12 protein-coding genes are annotated in these 20,750 nt (G+C 72.2%); 8 read left to right on the top strand and 4 right to left on the bottom strand.

Annotated features, from left to right (window positions below; genetic code table 11):
* The 7 genes from ACGFIZ_RS13030 to ACGFIZ_RS13060 form a co-directional block, all read left to right on the top strand.
* On the top strand, positions 1–264 hold a 264-nt coding region (locus ACGFIZ_RS13030; protein WP_393418810.1), incomplete at its 5' end, for a transposase.
* 42 nt (positions 265–306) lie between these two features.
* The gene (locus ACGFIZ_RS13035; protein WP_393418812.1) at positions 307–1,050 is read left to right on the top strand and encodes a DNA/RNA helicase domain-containing protein; all 744 of its coding nucleotides are present in this window, start codon (positions 307–309) and stop codon (positions 1,048–1,050) included.
* 1,141 nt (positions 1,051–2,191) lie between these two features.
* Positions 2,192–3,826: a TIGR02677 family protein gene (locus ACGFIZ_RS13040; RefSeq protein ID WP_393418814.1), complete on the top strand. Its 1,635-nt coding sequence runs from the start codon at positions 2,192–2,194 to the stop codon at positions 3,824–3,826.
* Positions 3,823–5,070, top strand: a complete 1,248-nt coding sequence (locus ACGFIZ_RS13045) for a TIGR02678 family protein (RefSeq protein ID WP_393418816.1) — start codon at positions 3,823–3,825, stop codon at positions 5,068–5,070. The genes ACGFIZ_RS13040 and ACGFIZ_RS13045 overlap by 4 nt, the downstream gene beginning before the upstream one ends.
* Positions 5,067–9,203, top strand: a complete 4,137-nt coding sequence (locus ACGFIZ_RS13050) for a TIGR02680 family protein (RefSeq protein ID WP_393418818.1) — start codon at positions 5,067–5,069, stop codon at positions 9,201–9,203. The genes ACGFIZ_RS13045 and ACGFIZ_RS13050 overlap by 4 nt, the downstream gene beginning before the upstream one ends.
* Positions 9,200–10,468 (top strand): TIGR02679 family protein, encoded by a 1,269-nt coding sequence (locus ACGFIZ_RS13055; protein WP_393418820.1) that lies wholly within the window; start codon positions 9,200–9,202, stop codon positions 10,466–10,468. Before ACGFIZ_RS13050 ends, ACGFIZ_RS13055 begins: the two co-directional genes overlap by 4 nt.
* Positions 10,469–10,637: 169 nt before the next feature.
* Positions 10,638–12,005, top strand: coding sequence for a hypothetical protein (locus tag ACGFIZ_RS13060; RefSeq protein ID WP_393418822.1), 1,368 nt, complete (start codon positions 10,638–10,640; stop codon positions 12,003–12,005).
* 43 nt (positions 12,006–12,048) lie between these two features.
* Here ACGFIZ_RS13060 and ACGFIZ_RS13065 read toward each other — a convergent pair whose 3' ends face one another.
* The 4 genes from ACGFIZ_RS13065 to ACGFIZ_RS13080 all read right to left on the bottom strand — a co-directional run bounded on the left by ACGFIZ_RS13065 (position 12,049) and on the right by ACGFIZ_RS13080 (position 19,000).
* Positions 12,049–14,835, bottom strand: coding sequence for a hypothetical protein (locus ACGFIZ_RS13065; protein ID WP_393418824.1), 2,787 nt, complete (start codon positions 14,833–14,835; stop codon positions 12,049–12,051).
* A 78-nt stretch (positions 14,836–14,913) separates the two neighbouring features.
* A complete protein-coding gene (locus ACGFIZ_RS13070) occupies positions 14,914–16,065 on the bottom strand; it encodes an alpha/beta fold hydrolase (RefSeq protein ID WP_393418826.1) in 1,152 nt (383 codons plus the stop codon).
* 140 nt (positions 16,066–16,205) lie between these two features.
* Positions 16,206–17,699 (bottom strand): CoA-acylating methylmalonate-semialdehyde dehydrogenase, encoded by a 1,494-nt coding sequence (locus ACGFIZ_RS13075; protein WP_393418828.1) that lies wholly within the window; start codon positions 17,697–17,699, stop codon positions 16,206–16,208.
* A complete protein-coding gene (locus ACGFIZ_RS13080; protein ID WP_393418830.1) occupies positions 17,696–19,000 on the bottom strand; it encodes an aspartate aminotransferase family protein in 1,305 nt (434 codons plus the stop codon). Before ACGFIZ_RS13080 ends, ACGFIZ_RS13075 begins: the two co-directional genes overlap by 4 nt.
* Positions 19,001–19,132: 132 nt before the next feature.
* Between ACGFIZ_RS13080 and ACGFIZ_RS13085 the strand changes: the two genes are divergently transcribed.
* Positions 19,133–20,737, top strand: coding sequence for a PucR family transcriptional regulator (locus ACGFIZ_RS13085; RefSeq protein ID WP_393418832.1), 1,605 nt, complete (start codon positions 19,133–19,135; stop codon positions 20,735–20,737).
* Positions 20,738–20,750: the final 13 nt, after the last annotated feature.

The raw sequence follows: 20,750 nt of genomic DNA on the forward strand, positions 1-20,750 counted from the left end.
CTCCTGCTGCAGGCGTGGCTACGCTGGGCGAGCCGGTCGAAGCTGGCCCCGTTCGTCAAGCTGGCCAAGACGATCCGCCGTCACCTGCCCGCGATCCACAACATGCTCGACAGCGGACTGTCCAACGCCCGCATCGAGGCCAACAACGTCCACCTGCGCGTGCTGACCCGCCAGGCCTACGGCTACCACAGCGCCAAAGCGCTGATCACCATGGCCAACCTCCGCCGCGGCGGCCTCTGCCCACCACTACCCGGACGATCATGAACCCGACCCACGAGAACGGCAGTAGACCCCGAATTGGGCAGCGTGGAGGTCATCTCCCGGTACGCCGAGCAGCTCGGCCTGGAGGTCGAGGTCGTGTCGCTGCACGACCAGTTCCGGTGTGGCGGCAGCGAGGCGTACGAACAATGGGTCCTCGACCTGCTCGGCCTCGACGGCGGGAAGCCGTCGGTCTGGCACGGCGATGGCCGGTTCGACCTACGATTGGCGGAGTCTCCGGAGGAAATGGAGGCGTTCCTGGCGACAAAGCAGGCCGCGGGGGAAACTGCCCGCATGTCGGCCGGTTACTGCTGGCCGTGGAGCGAGCCGCGACCGGACGAGTCGCTGGTGCCGGACGTACAGATCGGCGGCTGGGCCCGGCCGTGGAACGTCAAGAGCGACCGTAGCGTGGGCGAGGCACCGGGCAGCGCCTACTGGGCCACGGACCCGAACGGCTTCGGCCAGGTGGGTTGCGTCTACACCGCACAGGGCTTCGAGTACGAGTGGTCGGGCGTCATCATCGGCCCGGATCTGGTCGCTCGCGACGGCCGACTGGTCACCCAGCGGTCCGAGTCGAAAGATCCGGCGTTCCGCAGCCGCAAGGCGCTCAGTGACTTCGAGGCGGACCGCCTGATCCGCAACACGTACAAGGTGCTGATGACGCGCGGCATGCGCGGCACGATGCTCTACTCGACCGACCCGGAGACGCGTGAATGGTTGGCAACGCTGGTCCGTGTTCAGCGTGGCCTGGAAACGGTGTATGAGGCCAGCCTCCCCGAAGAAAACAGCTAACTAGGACTACCCCCCGTCCGGGTTTGCATCGCATGCAGGTAATCGCTAAAGTCTCGGGATCAGCCAGGCGGTCCGACAGGCTTTCGATCCTGAATATGCCTCCACCGCACGAGATCTTCGTGCTTTGGGGGCAAGCGGTCGTGGCGGGCTACTTCTACGTCTATGTGGCTAGAAAATCCAGGAACAATCTGGAGATCGGAAGGTCCCTGGGCGTCTGGGGATGGCGGTCGGATGCGCTGAACCTGCGCAGCAGGCCCGATCCGCGGAGCAGCCGGGACGTGGCCCGAAGCATGGCGGTGGGGGACTTCCTCATCCTGGGGTCTGGCGGCTCCCCTGGCCCCCGTACGCCTCCAGAGGAGTTCGGTGCAGGCACCCTCTCGGAAATCATCGTTACGCGAATCAGCAAGCCGCTCCACAGATCGGACCGTTGGATCTGGCCCGACGACGTTTACCCTGAGCGAGTGGGCCTCACCGTCATTGAGAGCGTGGGGCCGGTTGGCGGGCAGAGACTTGGCGTGGTGGCGATGCAGGCACTGCAACGATCCGGGAACACCCGAGGCGTCCCTGTTGCCGCAGGCGTCTCCGAAGGAGCGACTCACGCCAGGAAACGTGATGGCGGCGTGCCTCCTTGGCTGCGATGCTTTGTTCGAAAACGGCTATATCTATGTCGATTCGAGCGGAGTGATCAGAGCATCCGGCCGGACTCTCGGCGACATCGGCGAATGTACACGGTCGTTGGCCGGCCGCCGGTGCACGGCATTCAGTCGCCGGTCGCGCCAATTCTTCGCGTTCCACGCTGCCAGACATGGCCATCCATGGACCGACGCGGCCGGCCGCACGGACCACGCCTGGCCGGTACCGGGGTGGACCCTCGGCGGCGATGCTGACGGGGTCGAGGGGACTCACAGGCCTGTAACGGGAATGACTCCCTCATAGGCGGAGCCGGTCGCCGGCGTATGGTGGCGGGCCGAGAGGCGGGCACAATCCGTCCGATCCGTTGACGTTGCTGGCCAGCGTGCTCGGCGTTCCCGTGGACACGTTGATCATCCACCTGCGCGCCGCCGGCCGCGCGCCGTAGGTCAGCCGGCGACACGGTGAGTCACCCGCAGAGCCGGCTTTCGAGAATGCGAGGATGGGCACCATGCCTCTCGGGACCGGGTCGCCCGCGCAACCGTTCGCCCATCTCCAGGCACAGAATTCGGCCCTGTACCGGCAGATCCTGGATGCCTTCGTTCGGGCGAAGCAGCGCTTCACCGTGCACCTACGACCGGAGGACGTGCTGATCGAGATCTTGGCCGCAGCGCGGGACACGACGACGGAGACCCCCACCGGGGTGGGGCCGTCGCTGGAGACCGTGCGCGCCGCCCTGGATCAGCTCGCCGGGTGGGGCAACCTGCGCGCCGACCCCGACACCGGCCGGGTGACAACGGTCGAGGACTTCCACCGAGCTCGATACCTTTACCAGCTCACCCGCGAGGGACACGCGGCGGAGGACGCGATCGCCAGGTACGAGGAGGCGATCGGGCGGCGGGGCGCCCTGCAGTCGGTGGCGCTGTCCGACATCGCGGAACAGCTGCGCGGGCTGCTGGCCGTCGCCGAAGCGGCGGCGGCCGGCGAGCCGCCGGACGCGGCGAAGACACACCTGCTGTTGCTGAGCCTCGTCGACCGGTTCACCGGCCTGGCCGACAACGCGCAGGCCTTCATGGCGTCACTGCGCCGGGCGATCGACTTCTCCGACGCCGACGTCGCGGCGTTCCTGGCGTACAAGGAGCAGTTGATCGCCTACCTGGAGCGGTTCATCGCCGACCTCGCCAACCGGGGCGCCGAGATCGCGGCGCTCGCCCGGCGGATCGAGGCGGTCGGCGTGACGCCGCTGCTGGAGGTCGCGGCGCGCCGCGAGGCCGCCGACGCCGCTCCCCCCGAGGAACACGGCGACGCGGACGGGCGGGACGGCCTGGACCGGGACGCCTGGGGCGGGCACGACGCCGCCATGCGGCAGGCCCTGGACACCTGGCGCCTGCGCTGGGCGGGGCTGCGCGACTGGTTCGTCAGCGCCGACAGCAGCCGCCCTGCCCAGGCGCGGCTGCTGCGTACGGCGGCCATCGGTGGGATCCGACAGTTGCTGAGCACGGTCGCGGCGATCAACGAGCGGCGGGCCGGCCGGTCGGACCGCTCGGCCGACTTCCGCCGGCTGGCGCTCTGGTTCGCCGAGGCACCGGACGACGAGGCGGCGCACCGGCTCTGGCACACCGCGTTCGGGCTCTCCCCCGCGCGGCACCTCACCACCACGGCGGCGACCCTCGCCGCCGCCGAGGAGCGGCCGGTGCCGGCGGCCACGCCGTGGGCGCGGGCGCCCCGGTTGGAGATCAGCCCTCGGCTGCGCCGGACCGGCTCGTACGAGCGGCGGGGCGCGCCGAACCGGGTGATCGACCGGTCGGAGCAGCGTCGCGTGCTCGCCGAGCGGATGCGCCGCGAGGCGGAACAGACCGCCCGCGCCCGGGCCGCGCTGGCCACCCCGGGTCCGATCCACCTCTCCGAGCTGGCGCGGCTGGACTCGGCGGAGTTCCGGCTGTTCCTCCAGCTGCTCGGTGACGCCCTGGCCGCCCGCCGGCCGGACCAGTCGGAGGTGACGACCACGACGTCGGACGGCACGATGGCGGTCCGGCTGCGGCGGGTCGACGGGGCCCCGCCGGCGCGGGTCGTCACCGAGGACGGGGTGCTGACCGGGCCAGAGCATCTCATCGAGATCACCGACCTGGTCGGGGCGGACCGGTGAGGGGGCGCGCTGCGGCCGACGACGTCCCGGAGGCGCGGCGGCGCAGGGCCGCGCGGCTGCTGCTGGCCCGCCCGCTGCTGGTGGCCGGGCTCACCGACGCGGAGACCTTCCGGCTGGTTCGGGCGTACGCGGCGGAGCTGCGGGAGTGGTTCGACCGGGAGACCGCCTGGCAGGTGGTCGCCGACGCCCACACGGTACGGCTGGTGAAGCTGACCGCCGACCCGTACGACGGCACGCATCCGGCGCGGGATCCGCGGTCGCGGACCCCGTTCTCGCGGCAGCGGTACGTGCTGGCCTGCCTGGCGCTGGCGGCCCTGGAGCGCGCCGACGGGCAGATCACGTTGGGCCGGCTGGCCGAGGAGGTCGTGACGGGGGCCGCCGAGCCGGCGCTGGCGGCGGCCGGGTTCTCGTTCGCGCTGGACCGGCGGGAGCGGCGGGCCGACATGGTGGCCGTGGTCCGGTTACTGCTGCACTGGGGGGTGCTGCGCCGGGTGGCCGGGGACGAGGAGGCGTACCTGGGCGCCGGCGGGGACGTCCTGTACGACGTGGACCGGCACGTGATCGCCGGCCTGCTCGCCGCGTCCCGGGGGCCGTCGATGATCGACGAGTCGACCGGGCCGGGCCGGCTCGCGGCGTTGACGCTGGAGGTCGTACCCGATGTGGAGGACGCCCGGAACCGGGCGCTGCGGCAGCGGCTGACCCGGCTGCTGCTGGAGCAGCCGGTGGTCTACCACGACGAGCTCACCGAGGCCGAGCGCGCCTACCTGACCAGCCAGCGGCACGCGCTGCTGACCCGGATCACCCAGTTCACCGGCCTGGTCGCCGAGGTGCGCGCGGAGGGGATCGCGATGGTCGATCCCGAGGACGAGCTCACCGACGTGCGGATGCCCGCCGAGGGGATGCAGAGCCACCTGACGCTGCTGTTGGCGGAGCACATCGCCGCCGGTGACGGCGGGGTACGGGTCAGCGAACTGCACCGGCGCACCCGGGAGTTGGCCGTCGAGCATCGGTCGTACTGGCGCAAGCACGCCACCGACCCGGGCGCCGAGGTGGAGCTCGTGGCCACGGCGCTGGAGGCGCTGCGCGCGCTGAAGCTGATCCGGGTCGGGCCGGGCGCGGACCCGCTCGTGCTGCCCCGGCCGGCGATCGCCCGGTACGCCCTGGCCGAGCCGACGATCCGCGAGCCGGCCGCCCGGGGGGCCGGCACCGACAAGTCCGAACGATCGAGGGAACCCGTGCGATGACCGTACCGCTGGCCGACCAGCTGCCGCTCCCGGCGAAGGAGCGCTGGCAGCCGTTGCGCGCCGGGCTGGTCGACATCTTCTACTACGACCAGGAGGAGTTCCACTTCCACGGCGGGAGTCTGCTGCTGCGGGGCAACAACGGCACCGGCAAGTCGAAGGTGCTGGCGCTGATGCTGCCGTTCCTGCTCGACGGGGACCTGGCGCCGTACCGGGTGGAGCCGGACGGCGACCCGCACAAGCGGATGGAGTGGAACCTGCTGCTCGGCGGCCGGTACCCGCACCCGGAGCGGCTCGGCTACACGTGGTTGGAGTTCGGCCGCCGGGACCGCGACGGGGAGCGTTACCTCACCATCGGGTGCGGGCTGAAGGCGGTCGCCGGGCGGGGCATCGCCCGGCACTGGTTCTTCGTCACCAGCCAGCGGGTCGGCGTCGACCTGGCGCTGGTGAACGCGACCGGCACGGCGTTGACCCGGGAGCGGCTGCGCGACGCGGTCGGGTCCGCCGGGATGGTCCACGACCGGGCGGCGGACTACCGGCGGGCCGTGGACGAGGCGCTGTTCGGGCTCGGCAGCCGGTACGACGCGCTGGTCTCCCTGCTCATCCGGCTGCGCCAGCCGCAGCTGTCGAAGCGGCCGGACGAGAAGAGCCTGTCCCGGGCGCTCACCGACGCGCTGCCGCCACTCGACGAGAACCTGATCACCCAGGTCGCGGAGGCGTTCCGCAGCCTGGACGACGAGCGGGTGACGCTGCGGGAGCTGGCCGAGACGAAACGGGCCGCCGACGACTTCCTCACCCGCTACCGGCAGTACGCGCGGGTCGCGACGCGCCGCCGGGCCGGGCTGCTGCGCCAGCAGCACAGCCGCTACGAACAGCTCGGTCGGGAGCTGGCCGAGGCGCAGCGGGCCTACGACCAGGCCGACGCCGACCTGACCCGGGCGTTGACGCGCATCGACGAGTTGACGGAGCGGTCCCGGGAGCTGGCCACGCGGCTGCAGGCGCTGCGGGACAGCCCGGAGGCGCGTACCGCGGAGCATCTGCGCCGGCTGCGGGGCATCGCCGACGAGCGGGACCAGTTCGCCGTCCGGCAGGAGGAGCGACTGCGCGACCTGGAGGCCGACGTGGCCCGCGCCGGGCGGGCCGCCGAGGACGCGGCCCGGGAGCTGGGGCAGGCGCAGGACGCCGAGGACGCGGCGCGCGGGCAGGTCGAGCGGGACGCCGCGGCGGCGCGGCTGGCCGACCGGCACGCGGCGCGGGTGCTGGCCGCGCTGCCGGTCGGGCTGGCCGAGGCGACCCGGGCCGCGGACGAGTTGGTCGCCTCGCGGTCGGGTTCGCTGCGGACGCTGGACCGGCTCCGCGCCGCCGCCGACGCGGCCCGGGATCGGGCGGACCGGGCCCGCGACGAGGCGGACCGGCTCGACGCCGAGATGGCCGCCGCGGACCTACGGGTCGAGGAGGCCGAGTCGGCCGCGACCGAGGCGGGTGAGCTGCTGGTCCAGCGGACCCGGGAGCACCTCGGCGGCGTGGTCGAGCTGCCGGTCGGCGACCTCGACGGCGTCCTCGCGGAACTGGAGCAGTGGGTCGGCACGCTGGCCGGGGAGAACCCGGCGGTGCGGGAGACGGCGCGCGCCGCCACGGCCGCGACGGAGGCCCTCGCCCGCGCCGACGCCGCGTTGGAGGCCGAGGAACGCGAGGTACGCGACGGTCTGCAACGGGCCGAGGCGGAGCTGCGCCGGCTGGAGGCGGGAACGCATCAGCCGCCGCCTGTGCCGCACACGCGCGTCGACGAGGTGCGCCGGGAGCGGCCGGGCGCGCCGCTGTGGCGGGTGGTGGACTTCGCCCCGGAGGTGCCGGCGGCGCAGCGGGCCGGCATCGAGGCTGCCCTGGAGGCGGCGGGGGTCCTCGACGCCTGGCTCGACCCCGACGGGGCGCTGCGCGACCCGGTCAGCGGGGACACTGTGCTGCGGCCCGGCGGGGCGGTGGCGGCGCACCTGGGGCGGCTGCTCCGCCCGGCGGTCGACCGGACGGACCCGGCCTGCGCGGCGCTGTCGGACGAGGCCGTGGCGGGCGTGCTCGCCGCGATCGGCCTGGGCGCCGGCTCGGCGGTGACGTGGGTCGACGCGACCGGCGCGTTCGGCAACGGGGTCCTCGCCGGACGGTGGGCCAAGCCGGCGGCGGAGCACATCGGCGACAGCGCCCGGGAGGCGGCCCGTCGGGCGCGGATCGACCAGTTGCGGCGGGAGGCCGCGGAGCTGTCGGCGCGGCTGGCGGCCGTCGCGGGCCGGCGCGGCGAGCTGCGCCGGCGGCGGGAGCGGGTCGCCACGGAGGCGCGGGCGCTGCCGTCGGACCAGCCGCTGCGGGAGGCCCACACCCGGGTACGCGGCGCGTACGAGGCCCGCCGCGACGTCGTCGACCGGCGCGACGAGGCGGGTGAGGCGCTCAGCCGGCGACTCGCCGAGGCGACGACCGCGCTGGCCGAGGCGACCGAGTTCGCCGACGACGTCGACCTGCCGTACGGCGTCGAGGAGCTGGCCGCGGTGCGGGACGGGTTGCAGTCGTACCGGGTGGCCCTGGCCGCCTGGTGGCCGACCGTGGCGGGCGTGCGTGCGGCGCACGTCCGCCGGGACGAGGCGGCCGGGCTGCACTCCGAACGGCTGGAGCGGCTGGCGCCGGCGGCGGCCGAGGCGGCCGAGGCGCGGGACGCGGCGCGGGCGGCCCGGGTGGAGTTCGAGACGCTGGACGCCACTGCCGGCGCGTCGGTAGCGGACCTGCAGCGCCGCATCGCGGAGGCGACCGGGCTGCTGACGGACTGCGAGCGCGACCGGGAGGAGGCCCGGGGGCAGGAGGCGGCGGCCCGGGACGCCCGGGGTGACGCCGGCGGGCGGCGCAGCCGGCTGGAGCAGGAGTTGCACGAGGCGACCGGGGCCCGGGACGCCGCCGTCGAGGGACTGCGCGCCTTCGCCGGCACCGGCCTGGTCGAGCTGGCCTGCCCGGGCCTGGAGGTGCCGGACGTGGCGCAGCCGTGGGTGGCGACCCGGGCGGTCACGCTGGCCCGGGCCGTCGATCGGGAACTGGCCGACACCGACGACGACGACCGCCGCTGGGACCGGCTGCAGCAGCAGGTCAGCATGGACGTGAAGGCGCTGACCGACGGCCTCTCCCGGCAGGGTCACCAGGTGGTGACGACCATCCGGGAGGAAGCGATGGTCGTCGAGGTCAGCTTCCAGGGGCGGACCCGCACCGTCGCCGACCTGTCCGCCGCGCTGGTCGACGAGATCGACGAACGGCAGCGCATGCTCTCCGCGCACGAGCGGGAGGTGCTGGAGACGCACCTGGTCAACGAGGTGGCCGGGGCGCTCCAGGAGTTGATCGTCGGCGCCGAGCGGCAGGTCGCCGGGATGAACGAGGAGTTGGAGGCCCGGCCCACCTCGACGGGGATGCGGCTGCGGCTGCTGTGGCGGCCGACCCGCGACGCCCCTGCCGGACTGGCCGAGCTGCGCGGCCGGCAGCTGCGGCAGAGCACGGACGTGTGGGACGAGGAGGACCGCCGCGCCGTGGGCTCCTTCCTACAGGAGCAGATCAACCGGGAGCGGCTGCGCGACGACGCGGCGACCTGGTCGGAGCAGCTCACCCGCGCGCTGGACTACCGGGCGTGGCACGAGTTCACGATCCAGCGGCACCAGGACGGGCAGTGGCGCCCGGCGACCGGGCCGGCGTCCGGCGGTGAGCGGGTGCTGGCGGCGAGCGTTCCGCTGTTCGCCGCCGCGTCGTCCTACTACGGCTCGGCCGGCAACCCGTACGCGCCGCGGCTGATCGCGTTGGACGAGGCGTTCGCGGGGGTGGACGACGACTCCCGCGCGAAGTGCCTGGGGCTGCTGGCCACCTTCGACCTCGACGTGGTGCTGACCAGCGAGCGGGAGTGGGGCTGTTATCCGCAGGTGCCCGGCCTCGGGATCGCCCATCTGGCCCGGCACGACGGCATCGACGCGGTGCTGGTCACCCCGTGGCGCTGGGACGGGCGCGAACGGCACCTGTTGTCCACGCCGGAGCGGCGGGCGCCCCGGCAGCGGAACCCGCAGCCCGACGATCATCAACCGGAGCCGGTGACGGCACCGGGCCTGTGGGATGTGCCGTGACCGATCTGGAACGGCTGCGCCGGCAGCTCGGCGGGGCGGAGACCGAACGGCTGTTCCAGCGGCTACGCCGCCGCATCGCCCGGGGGCAGCCGCTGACCGGCACCCTGACCCTGGACGGGCCCAGCCCGGACGAGCGGCGGGCGGTGGAGCGGGTCCTGGGCCGCCCGCCCGGTCGCGGCAGCACCCTGACCGTCAACCTCGACGAGCTGGATCGGATCATCCGGCGTAGTGGGATGCACCCCGACGGCCTGGCCGGGGCGGTCGAGGCGCTGACCGGAAGCGTCGCGGTGCTCGCCGAGGTACGAGCCGCCGAGGCCGCCGCCTGGCAGACCTCGCTGGCGCCGGTCGCCGCACTCGGCGGCGTACGCGTCGAGTTGGCCGAATGGTGCGCCGCCTCGGGCACGGCCGCGCTGCTACGGCGACTGGCGGGCACGCCACCGGCGGCGGCGCGGCTCGTGACCGATCTGGTCGCCGTCCTCGCCGCGCTGCCGGCGGACGGGGAGCCGCTGGCCCGGATCGCGGCGCGCACCACCGGCGACGCGCACGCGCTCGACGCCGGCCGGGCGCTGGAGACAGCGGCCCGCTCGGCCATCCGGGCCACCTGGTGGGGGGACGCACCACTGCCCGAGTCGGCGGCCGAGCAACGCCGGATGCTCTGGTACGCCGCCGGGGTGTTCCTCGACGATCTCTCGTCGACCGTGCTCGCCGTCAACCTGCCCACGGTTGCCGGATGCCGGCTGCACGACCTCGTCGCCCCCGCCGCCGCGCTCGGGGAGCCGGTCGTGGTGACCCTGCGCCAGCTCGCTCGCGGGGAGCCGCGGTTCGCTGCCCGGACTGTCCACGTCTGCGAGAACCCCACTGTGCTGGCCGCCGCGGCCGACCGGCTCGGCCCGACCTGCCCCCCGTTGGTCTGCGTCGGCGGCCAGCCCAGCACCGCCGCGCTGCGCCTGCTGGCCGGCCTGGTCCAGGCCGGCGCCCGCCTGCGGTATCACGGCGACTTCGACTGGGGTGGCCTGCGGATCGCCAACCTGCTGCGCGGCAGGGTGCCCTGGCAGCCGTGGCGCTACGGAACCGCCGACTACCTGGCCGGGGTCGCGGCCCGCGCCGCCCGGGCGACTACCGGGGGGCCGCTGGGAGGCGCGCCGACCGACGCGGCCTGGGATGCGGGGCTCGCTGCGGCGATGCTCACCGCCGGGGTCCGGGTCGAGGAGGAACTGGTGCTCGACGACCTGATCACCGACTTGTCGGCGGCGGAGGGGACCTGACTCAGCGGTTGTCGCAGGCGGGTCAGGTGGTCGCCGCGACGACGGGCGACGGCACCACGTCGTCGGCCGCCGCCGCGCCGGACCGCCGATCGACCTGGACACGCCCTTCGCGGCTGCCACGTGCCGGGTGCCGTGTCAGCCCGTTCGTTCCGCACCCGACAGCCCGGCGATGGGTTACCTTGTCAGCACGCTATGTGAGGTTCGGGGGGCGCATGAGCATCGGCCGGCGGGTCTAGTGGGCACCAGGTTCACGCTCAAAGACGTCACGGCCGAAACGTGGAGGACGTTGAGCAACCCGCCCGACGGGCTCATCACGCCGCCCAACGCCAGTTCGGTGTGCCTGCTCGACGTGGCCACCTGCCGCAAGGAGACGGCAGACCGAATCAACGACAAGCCGCTGTACGCGCGCAACAGCGACTGGAACCCGCGCCCGCTGCCGAGGCTCGTCAAGCCGATCTCCTGGCCGTTCCTGCAGCAACCCATCTTCAGGACGCCGCCCGGTTCGAGTTCCGACATCCTGAACCTGACCTTCGTCCCGGAACCCCCAGCCGGTTTCACGGTCAAGATCTACAGCGTGACCTACCGGGCCGGCGTCAACCTGCCGCCCCAGTTCATCGCCGTCGCCTATCCGATGGACCTGGACATCTCGAAACCCCCGCCGTTCCTCGTGCACTTCAAGCACCAACCCGGGCAGGGTAAGCGGCCCCTGTTCAAGCACTTCGACCCGTTGGGGTACGACTGGCTCGCGTTCGAGATATGGAACTGGCTGGTGTACAACGCCCGCCGGCTGCCCGACGCCAGTCACGTGGCCGACATGCCCTTCCTGGCGCCGCAACAGTTCTCGTTCGGCCTCCCCTACCAACTCCGGCAGGCCAACAAGCAGTGGGTGCTCGTGCTGCCGCACATCAGTCGCGTCTTCGACATGGCGACCGGACGCCTGCGCGACTATCAACTGTATTCGTCGGCGATGCTGCGGGACATCCTGATAGAGATCCAGAAGGACATTCTGCCGATCAAGGACGACCACCTCTCCCACGTCGCGATCTCGGTCAACAGCAGCGGCTGCCAGGTGGTGAGCCAGTTCCTGACCTCGAATGTGTCCGCGATGAAGGGCGACAAGGCGGTCGCTGCGTTTCTGAACGACGAGCTGAACGAACTCTTCGTGCTCGACCCTCCCGAAGCCTTCAACGAGGCGATGATCGACTCGCTTCGGGGGTGGCTCAAGCTTCCGGCAGGCGGCGGCAGGGGTAAGTCCGTACGCTTCTACACCCACAGCTTCGCCCGAAACATGACGACGCTCACCGGCACGAAGGCGAATCCGTTCACCAGCGGCAAGAACGGGTTCTGGGAGTCGGCGACCAGGAACGTCTCGGCGGCGTACCTTCCCTTCGACCGCCAGGGGAACGACGTGTGGCAGCGGACGTACCGCGACATCCTGCCGGGCGGTCGACTGACGGTCAGCAACTTCGACTTCGTCCACCACGCGATCCCGGCGTTGTGCCTGACGGATGCGGCCGCCCGCAGCCTCTACGTGTAGCACCCTCCGCGGCGGCCACCCGCTCGCCCCGCCGCGTTCCCGTTCACACCTGCTGGCCCGTCCTGGGGTCGTAGCGCACCATCACGGCGGCGATCTGGTCGGTCGGCAGCACCTCGATCCACTGGTCGAAGACCTCGAACGGCTTGGGATCCTTCCGAAAGCCGCCGACGAGGGGGTCGAAGCCGGTCTCGAAGACCTTCTCCGCGGCCAACGTCTTGTCGACGTCGGTGTTCGAATCCTGGAGCTGCTTCGCGAGCAGCTTCAGGACCTCGCCCACGGTCTTCCCACGGAAGGCGTCCGGGTCGCCCGGCCGGAAGTCGTAGGGCGTGCTGTGGCCACCGTCGCCTTCGAGCTGGATGAGCCACTCCAGCGCCAGGGCCTCCTGACCCGGCCGGACCGGCATCACCACCTTCACCCAGGCGGCGTTGAGGAACTCGTTCCGCCGCGCGTCGGCGTCGATCTGGATCAGCCAGCCGAGGGAACTACCCAGGGGCGCGGGCTGGGTCTGCTCGGTGATGAGGTAGTTCACCCGCCACTCGGGGCTGGGCTGCCCGCCGGCCGCCTGGTACTCGTCCACCCGGGAGTACCACCCTGCCACGGTCTGCCCGGACAGCGGCAGCGGCCGGGGGACGACTTCGACCACGCTACCGGCCTGGGGCCGCGACGGGGTGGCCGTGCCGTCGGCCAGGGACGACTCCTCCGGTGGCACGGGATATCTGCCGACGCTGTCCCGGTCGACGGCAGGGGGGTTCACCGGCCCCGGCCGCCAGAAGTCGGGGGCGACGAAGTACAGCATCTCGTCGACGTCGAAGAGCCGCTGGATCTTCTCCGCCTCCAGGTACACCCCTTGCGCCGGCTCGGGACTCGTCGGGTACTGCCCCCACTTCTCCAGCAGCCGGATGATGCTCCGGAACACCCAGCGGCGCTCCTCGCGGCGTAGGTCCTCGGCGGGTCTGGCGCGCAGCGAGCTGACCAGACGCAGGCGCTCACGCACGGCCTTCCCGTACGCCTCGCGTTGCAGCCGCGCGACCTCGTTCCGATAGGCGGCCTCCGCGTCTGCGTTGATCTTTTCGATCTCCCTGTTCGCCTCCTCGGTCGGCCTGTACAGCAGCACGGCGTCGAACGGGAGGGACTTCCTGCCCTGGAAGTTCGCGTAGGTCAGCCGCAGCTTGAGGGTGTTCTTCGCCGTGTCGGGGTTGGGCCGCAGGTCGTCGGCGTCGAACGGGGCGAACTCCACCTGCGCTCCGTGCTTGTCCAACGAGGCGACGCAGTCCAGTTCGTACCCCTTCGGCACGGGAGGCAGCGGTACCTCGAAGCAGAACTGGATGGTGTCGTCAGTGCCGGCGGTGGACTCGTTGAGCCCCCGGCAGCGGTTGTCGGGGTGCGGCGTGTAGGTCTCCTCCGCGTCGTCGTCCGGTCCCGCGTCGTGGAGGAACGGGATGTCGAAGTGGAAGGGGACCTGCTTGGCCTCCAACGGCGGCAGCTTCTCGGGCCGGTTGATCGAGGTGAGGTCGGGCGCCTCCACGACATGGACCAGATCCCCCAGCCCCAGGTCCGCCCCCGGCTCGCCCAGGTACAACTGCCAGCACAGCCGCGAACCGACGTGCTGGAGCTGCACGCCGACCTTGCGCATCTTCCGCCGCAGCTCGTAGTTGGCCAGCTCCATGCCGTTGTTCTGCAGGACGTACCGGCGGCTGGAGGTGTCCACCGTCTCCGTCACGGTCCGGAAGCTGGTCCTGTAGTTGCGCTTGATCTCGCTGGTCACCTTCGCGGTCTGCGTACGCGTGTGCTTGTGGGTGGCCTCCGCACCGCGCTTGACGGTGTTCTCGACGCTGAAGTTGGCGCTCGCGTCGGCGTGGAAGATCTTGGCATTGACGCCACCGGTGGCGCTGACGCCGAGTTTGGTGTCCGTGGCGTTGTCCTCCTTGACGGCCTCCGCGATGTCGTCCTGGTCCGTGAGGCTCTCCTCGGTTTTCCGGGAGATTTCCTCGGATATCTCGGACAGCCTCTCGACGAGGGTGCGACGGGTGCTCGACTCGATCACCTCGACGGTCCCGCCCGGGCTGACCCAGATGTGACCCGCGGGCGCGCCGAGGAAGGTGTCGAACTCGAAGAAGTACTGCCGGAACAGATTCATCAGCCCGACCGGTGACAATCCACCCGCCGCGGCCGGTGAACTGTAGTGCCCGGCCACCGCGGCCAGGGCCTCGTCGCTCAGGGTGCCCCTGCCGGCTCCTGCGGCCTGGCCGGGGTGCGGCCCGCCGGCTCCGGCACCGGGTAGCGCCAGGGCCGCCGACTGCGCGGGGTGCTGGCTGATCCACCCGATGACCGGCTGGTAGACACCGAAGAGTTCGGTGGCGTACGGCAGTGCTCCCTCGAAGTCGTACACCGGGCGCCCGGTGACCGACGGTGCGACCGGCGCGGGCAGGATCAGGGTCTGGGTCGTGCCCGTGGCCCCACCGGAGGCGGTGGCGAACGGCACCTGGGTCCACGCGGCGCCGCTCGCACTCGTGTAGAGCTGCAGGTTGCCGTCGGACGCCTGGGCCGGGGCGACGAAGGAGACGGTCACCTGACCGGCCTGCGAGGAGGCCGCGCTCGCGACCCGCTGACGGCCGGACCCGGGATCCTGCCACACGAACGTGCCGTCGAGCTGGGCCACGCTCGGAAACAGGGCCGGATCCTGCACGTTGACGTTGCTGGGGAAGGCCAGGGCGACCCGCTGCCCCTGCGGAAGCTCAGCGCCCGTGCCATTGATCTTGTAAGACCAGATCCTGTACGCCCCCACGGCCGCGTGCGACGAGATCCCCACGAAGCTGACTACGAGCGCCATGCAAACTCCCCGATAGACCTAACGCCGTCCGTGCCGCACCGCGGCGGGTGTTCCGTTCCGCCCTGCCAGGCCCGCCTCTCAGGCCGCGGGAAAGTCCATGGGCGTACGGTTTCCGTTCACGTCCACGAAGAACGTGCCCGTCTCGTTTCCGTCGATCTTGTTCTGCTCGAGCCACTCCCTGGACAGCTTCCGCAGTTCCTTGAACTGCCGCTCCCAGACCATGAAGTGCCCGGTGCACTGCACCCGGTACATCAGCTTCCGACGGCCCTGGATGGCCCCGTACAGCTTGGGGACGGAGAAATGAAGCAGTTCGCCCGCCGACTCCGGCGTGTTCGCGGCCGTGTCGTGTTCGCCGTACACGAGGAACACCGGCACCTCGGCGCCGAGCTTCGTGTCCGCCCCCACCACCTGCTCGTTCCAGCCCCACCAGTACGCGTTCCGCCACCGCGACACCCCGGGACCCCAGGTACGGCCGACCGGATCCTCGTCCAGGATGGCTCTCCACACCGTGTCAACGATCCCGTCGTCCCGTTGGCTCCGGCACCGCTGTTCCTTCTCCCACGCTTCCCGGAACGACTCCTGCGTGATCACGCTCATGGGAAACCCGTACACGGGGCACGGGGTGGAAACCGGCAACGTCTGCGGCACCGGGGTCCTGCGCTTGGGCGGAAACATCGGGGCGAGCAGGAGGAGGTTGGACACCAGGTCCGGGTTCTGCATCGCGTACGGCCCCAACTGGAAGGCGGCCGCGGACCAGCCGACGAGCGCGACCTTGTCCACGCCGCGCAGCCTCCTGATGTACCTCACGACGCGGTCGACCTCGGCCCAGTCGCTGGCCGAGTCGTTCAACGACTTCGGGTAGGTCGCGGGCGACAGCGCGGACAGCGTCTTCGGGACCAGCGGGCTCTGCTGGACCGGGTTGACGTTGCGGGGGTCGTCCATGACCTGGGGACGCGTCGAACGGCCCGACCCCTGCAGATCCATGACGAACACGTCGAACCCCGCCTGGGCGAGGAACAGGGACCAGTTGTAGTCACCGGTCCCGAGGTCGAAGCCCGCGAGGGCCGGCACGCTCCTGCCGTGCAGCATCAGGACGGCCCGGCGCTGCTGACCATCGGCCGTGCCGTCGCGCTCCCGCACGAAGAGGTTGACCAGTTCCCCCTTGTTCGCGTCGAGCGTCGAGGGGTGGGACACGGCGTGGTCGATGTAGTCGGTGGCGGCTATGCGCATCCGTGCGCTCCGGTACGTCGGTTGGTCGAGACGGTCGCCCAGGCCCGACCAGACTCGCCCCGCCGCCGGCCGGACGCCCGCCGAACAGCGCAAACTCACTCGACCAAGTGACGTGCCCCCAGCCCTGGATACGGCCAGGCTCAGGTGGCCTGTGGGAAGCCGAGGTTCACCCCGCCGTGCGACGGGTCGAGCCACCGGCTGGTGACCACCTTCGACCTGACGAAGAAGTTCACCCCCTCCGGCCCGTACGCGTGCGCACCCCCGAACAGCGACTCCTTCCACCCGCCGAACGAGTAGTACGACATCGGGACGGGGATCGGGACGTTCACCCCGATCATGCCGACCTCGATCTCGTTCTGGTACCGCCGGGCCGCGCCGCCGTCGTTGGTGAAGATCGCCGTGCCGTTGCCCCACGGGTTGGCGTTGACCAGTTCGACCGCGGCGTCGTAGCTGGGCACCCGCACCACGGACAGCACCGGCCCGAAGATCTCGTCGGTGTAGACGGACATGTCGGTCTCGACGTGGTCGAACAGGGTCGGCCCGAGCCAGAACCCGGTCTGCTCGCCGTCGATCGGGTGGTGGCGCCCGTCGACGACGAGCTTCGCTCCCGCGTCCCGGCCGGCGTCCAGGTAGGACGTCACCCGGTCGCGGTGGGCGCCGGTGACCAGCGGGCCCATCTCGCAGCCGGGGCGGCGGCCGTCGCCGACGCGCAGGGCGGCGATCCGCTCGCGGATCTTGTCGACCAGTTCGTCGCCGACCGGGTCGACGGCCACGACCACGGAGACGGCCATGCAGCGCTCGCCGGCCGAGCCGAAGCCCGCCGAGACGGCGGCGTCGGCGGCGAGGTCGAGGTCGGCGTCGGGGAGTACGACCATGTGGTTCTTGGCGCCGCCGAGCGCCTGCACCCGCTTGCCGTGGCGGGTGCCGGTCTCGTAGACGTACCGGGCGATCGGGGTGGAGCCGACGAACGAGACGGCCTTGATCGTCGGGTGTTCGAGGATCCGGTCGACGGCCTCCCTGTCGCCGTGCACGACGTTGAGGACGCCCTCGGGCAGCCCGGCCTCCGCGAACAGTTCGGCGAGGAAGTTCGCGGCGGACGGGTCCTTCTCGCTCGGCTTGAGCACCACCGTGTTGCCGCAGGCGATGGCGTTGGGCACGAACCACAGCGGCACCATGGCCGGGAAGTTGAACGGGGTGATCACGCCGACGACGCCGAGCGGCTGCCGGAGGGAGTACACGTCCACGTTCGTGGAGGCGTTCTCGCTGAAACCGCCCTTGAGCAGTTGCGGGATGCCGCAGGCGAACTCGACGTTCTCCAGGCCGCGCTGGATCTCCCCCGCCGCGTCGGAGAGCACCTTGCCGTGCTCGGCGGTGAGGATCTCGGCGAGGTCGGAGCGGCGGGCGTGCAGCAGGTGCCGGAACGCGAACAGGACGCTCGTGCGCTGGGCGAGGGACGCCGTACGCCAGCGGGCGAACGCCCCCTGCGCGGCGGCGACGGCCTCGTCGACGACGGCGGCGCTCGCGAAGTCGACCTGCCCGGCGACGCGGCCGGTGGCGGGGTCGTAGATGTCGCCGGTGCGCTCGGCGACGCCGTTGTACGGCTTGCCGCCGATCCAGTGGGTGGTCCTCCTCATCGGTGCTGCGCCTCCTTGGCTACGGCCTCGATCGACTGAGTGAGGATCTCCAGGGCCTCGTCGGCCTCGTCCCGGGTCAGCGTCATCGGCGGGGCCAGGCGGATGACGTTGCCGTGCAGGCCGCCCTTGCCGACGAGCAGCCCGCGCTCGCGCGTCTCCTCCAGCAGCGCGGTGGCGGCGGCCGGGTCGGGCGCGCCGTCGGGGCCGACCAGCTCCAGCGCGAGCATCAGGCCCTTGCCGCGGACGTCGCCGACGACGGGCTGCGCGGCGGCCACCGCGCGCAGGCCGTCGAGCAGCCGGTCGCCCAGCGCCGCCGCGTTGGCCTGCAGGTCGTGTTCCAGCAGGTAGTTCAGGGACGCCAGGGCGCCGGCGGTGGAGAGCGGGTTGCCGCCGAAGGTGGAGATGGAGTTGGCGCCGAGACAGTCCATCAGGTCGCCGCGGGCGACGACGCCGCCGATGGCGAGGCCGTTGCCGAGGCCCTTGGCGAAGGTGATCGCGTCGGGTACGACGCCGTGGGCCTGGATGCCCCAGAAGTGCTCGCCGGTGCGGCCCCAGCCGGTCTGCACCTCGTCGGAGACGAGGAGGATGCCGTACTCGTCGAGCACCTTCTTGAACTCGCCGAACAGCCCGTCGGGCGGGGTGGCGAAGCCGCCGACGCCCTGGATCGGCTCGACGACCATGCAGGCGACGTCCCCCGCCGTGGTGGTCTCGATGATCTCGCGCAGGTCGGCGACGCAGGCGGCGATGTAGCCGGCGTCGGACAGGTCGCGGAACGGGCTGCGGTAGCGGTAGCCGCCGTGCACCCAGCTCACCTTGACGGGGCTGAGCGAGCTGGCCGACCAGCCGCGGATGCCGGTGATGCCGACGGTGGCGAACGCGCGGCCGTGGTACGAGTTGCGCAGGGCGAGGACCTGCTCGCTGCGGCGGTACTGGGTGGCGAGCATCAGCGCGGCCTCGTTCGCCTCGGTGCCCGAGTTGGTGAAGAACACCTTGGCGTCGGGGATGCCGGACAGCTCGGCGATCTTCTCGGCCAGCTCGATCTGCGACCGGATCAGGTACAGCGTGGACGAGTGCAGCACGCCGGTGTCGAGCTGCGCCCGGACGGCGTCGCTGATCTCGGCGACGTCGTAGCCGACGGCGTTGGTGAGGATGCCGGCGAAGAAGTCGAGGTAGCTGCGCCCCTCGCGGTCGGTCACCCGGCGCCCGGAGGCGCTGGCGAACTCGATGGGCTGCTCGTAGTACAGGGCCAGCCATCGTGGCATCACTGACCGGTGTCTGGCCAGCAGCTCGCGGTGCGCCATCGCGTCCTCCCCCTGATCGGCGTAGTAGGGCGAGTGTCGCGGCTTTCGTTGTTCAACCGCTACGGACAACCTGTACCGCTTCCGTCCCAGGAGCATTACGTTGTGTGCATTCCCGTTCGAGGGGAGATCGCGATGTATCCCTCCGTCGCCGAGGCCCTCGCGCTGCCGGTGATCCGGCGCGCGAAGCCGCGGGTGGTGGCCGGCGCGGCCGGGATGCAGGGCCGGGTCCGCTGGGTGCACGTGGCGGAGGTCGCCGACATCGGGCACCTGCTGCGCGGTGGCGAGCTGGTGCTGACCACGGGGATCGCGCTGCCGGACGAGGCGGCGGCGCTGACCAGGTACGTCGACGACCTGGCGGCGGTGCGCGCGGCGGGGCTGGTGGTCGAGCTGGTGCGGCGGTGGAGCGACCGGGTGCCGGAGGCGCTGGTGGCGGCGGCGGACCGGCACCGGCTGCCGCTGATCACGCTCGCCGAGGAGACGCGGTTCGTGTCGGTCACCGAGGCGGTGGTGGCGCTGATCGTCGACGCGCAGCTGGCCGAGCTGCGGGCGGCCGAGCAGGTGCACGAGACGTTCACGTCGCTGACCGTGGCGGGGGCGGAGCCGGCCGAGGTGCTGCGCGAGGTCGCCCGGATCTCCGGGCTGCCGGTGGTGCTGGAGACGCTGGGGCACGAGGTGCTCGCGTACGACGCGGCGGGGCAGGACCCCAGCGAACTGCTGGGCGACTGGGCGTCGCGGTCCCGGTCGGTGGCCGCGCCGGAGCGGACCGCGTACGACGAGGAGGCCGGCTGGCTGGTCACGATGGTCGGCGCGCAGGGCGCCGACTGGGGGCGGCTGGTGCTGCTGTCGCCGGACCCGCCGCCGCACCGGCACGTGGTGGTGGCGGAGCGGGCGGCGTCGGCCCTGGCGGTGCACCGCCTCGTCGCGCGGGACCGGGAGAGCCTGGAGCGGCAGACGCACCGGATGCTGCTGGCGCAGCTGGTCGGCCAGGCGGTGCCCCCGGCGGACCTGGCCGCCCGGGCGGCGGCGCTGGGCGTCGGCCTGCACCGGCGGCAGCTGGTCGGCGTGGCCGTGCGGCCGGCGACGGTGACGCCGCGCGCCCCGGCGCTGGCCACGCAGGAGGTGCTGCGGGACCTGGCGGAGGTGGCCGCGTTGGCGGCCCGGCGGGTGGCCGTGCCCGCCCTGGTGGGGGTGGTGGACGACACGAGCGTGCGCGCGCTGCTGTCGCTGCCCGCGCAGGCGGAGGTCGACGCGGTGCTGCGCCGGCTGGCCCGGGAGGTGCACCGGTCGGCGGCGGGCCCGGTGGTGGTGGCGGTCGGCACGACCGTGTCGCACGTCGCGGAGGTGCGCCGCAGCCTGGGCGAAGCCGCGCACGTGGCGGGGGCGGCGCTGCGTTCGGCCGGTACGCAGCTGTACCACCGGCTGGACAACGTGCGCCTGCGCGGCCTGCTGCACCTGCTGCGGGAGGACGAGCGGGTGCGGGCGTTCGCCGACCGCGAGCTGGGCCCGCTGCTGGCGCGCGACGCCGGCCAGCGGGGGCGGCTGCTGGAGCTGCTGCGCTGCTTCTGCGAGCAGGGCGGCAACAAGTCGGCGGCGGCGGCCGCCGCGCACCTGTCGCGTACGGCGTACTACCAGCAGCTGTCGCGGATCACGCAGGTGCTCGGGGTGTCGCTGGAGGACCCGGAGTCGATGCTGTCGTTGTACGTCGCGCTGCTGGTGCACGAGCTCGACGAGGCGTGACGGGCAACCGCCG

Origin of the sequence: Micromonospora sp. NPDC048830, from assembly GCF_043198215.1 — a bacterium.
Lineage (GTDB): Bacteria > Actinomycetota > Actinomycetes > Mycobacteriales > Micromonosporaceae > Micromonospora.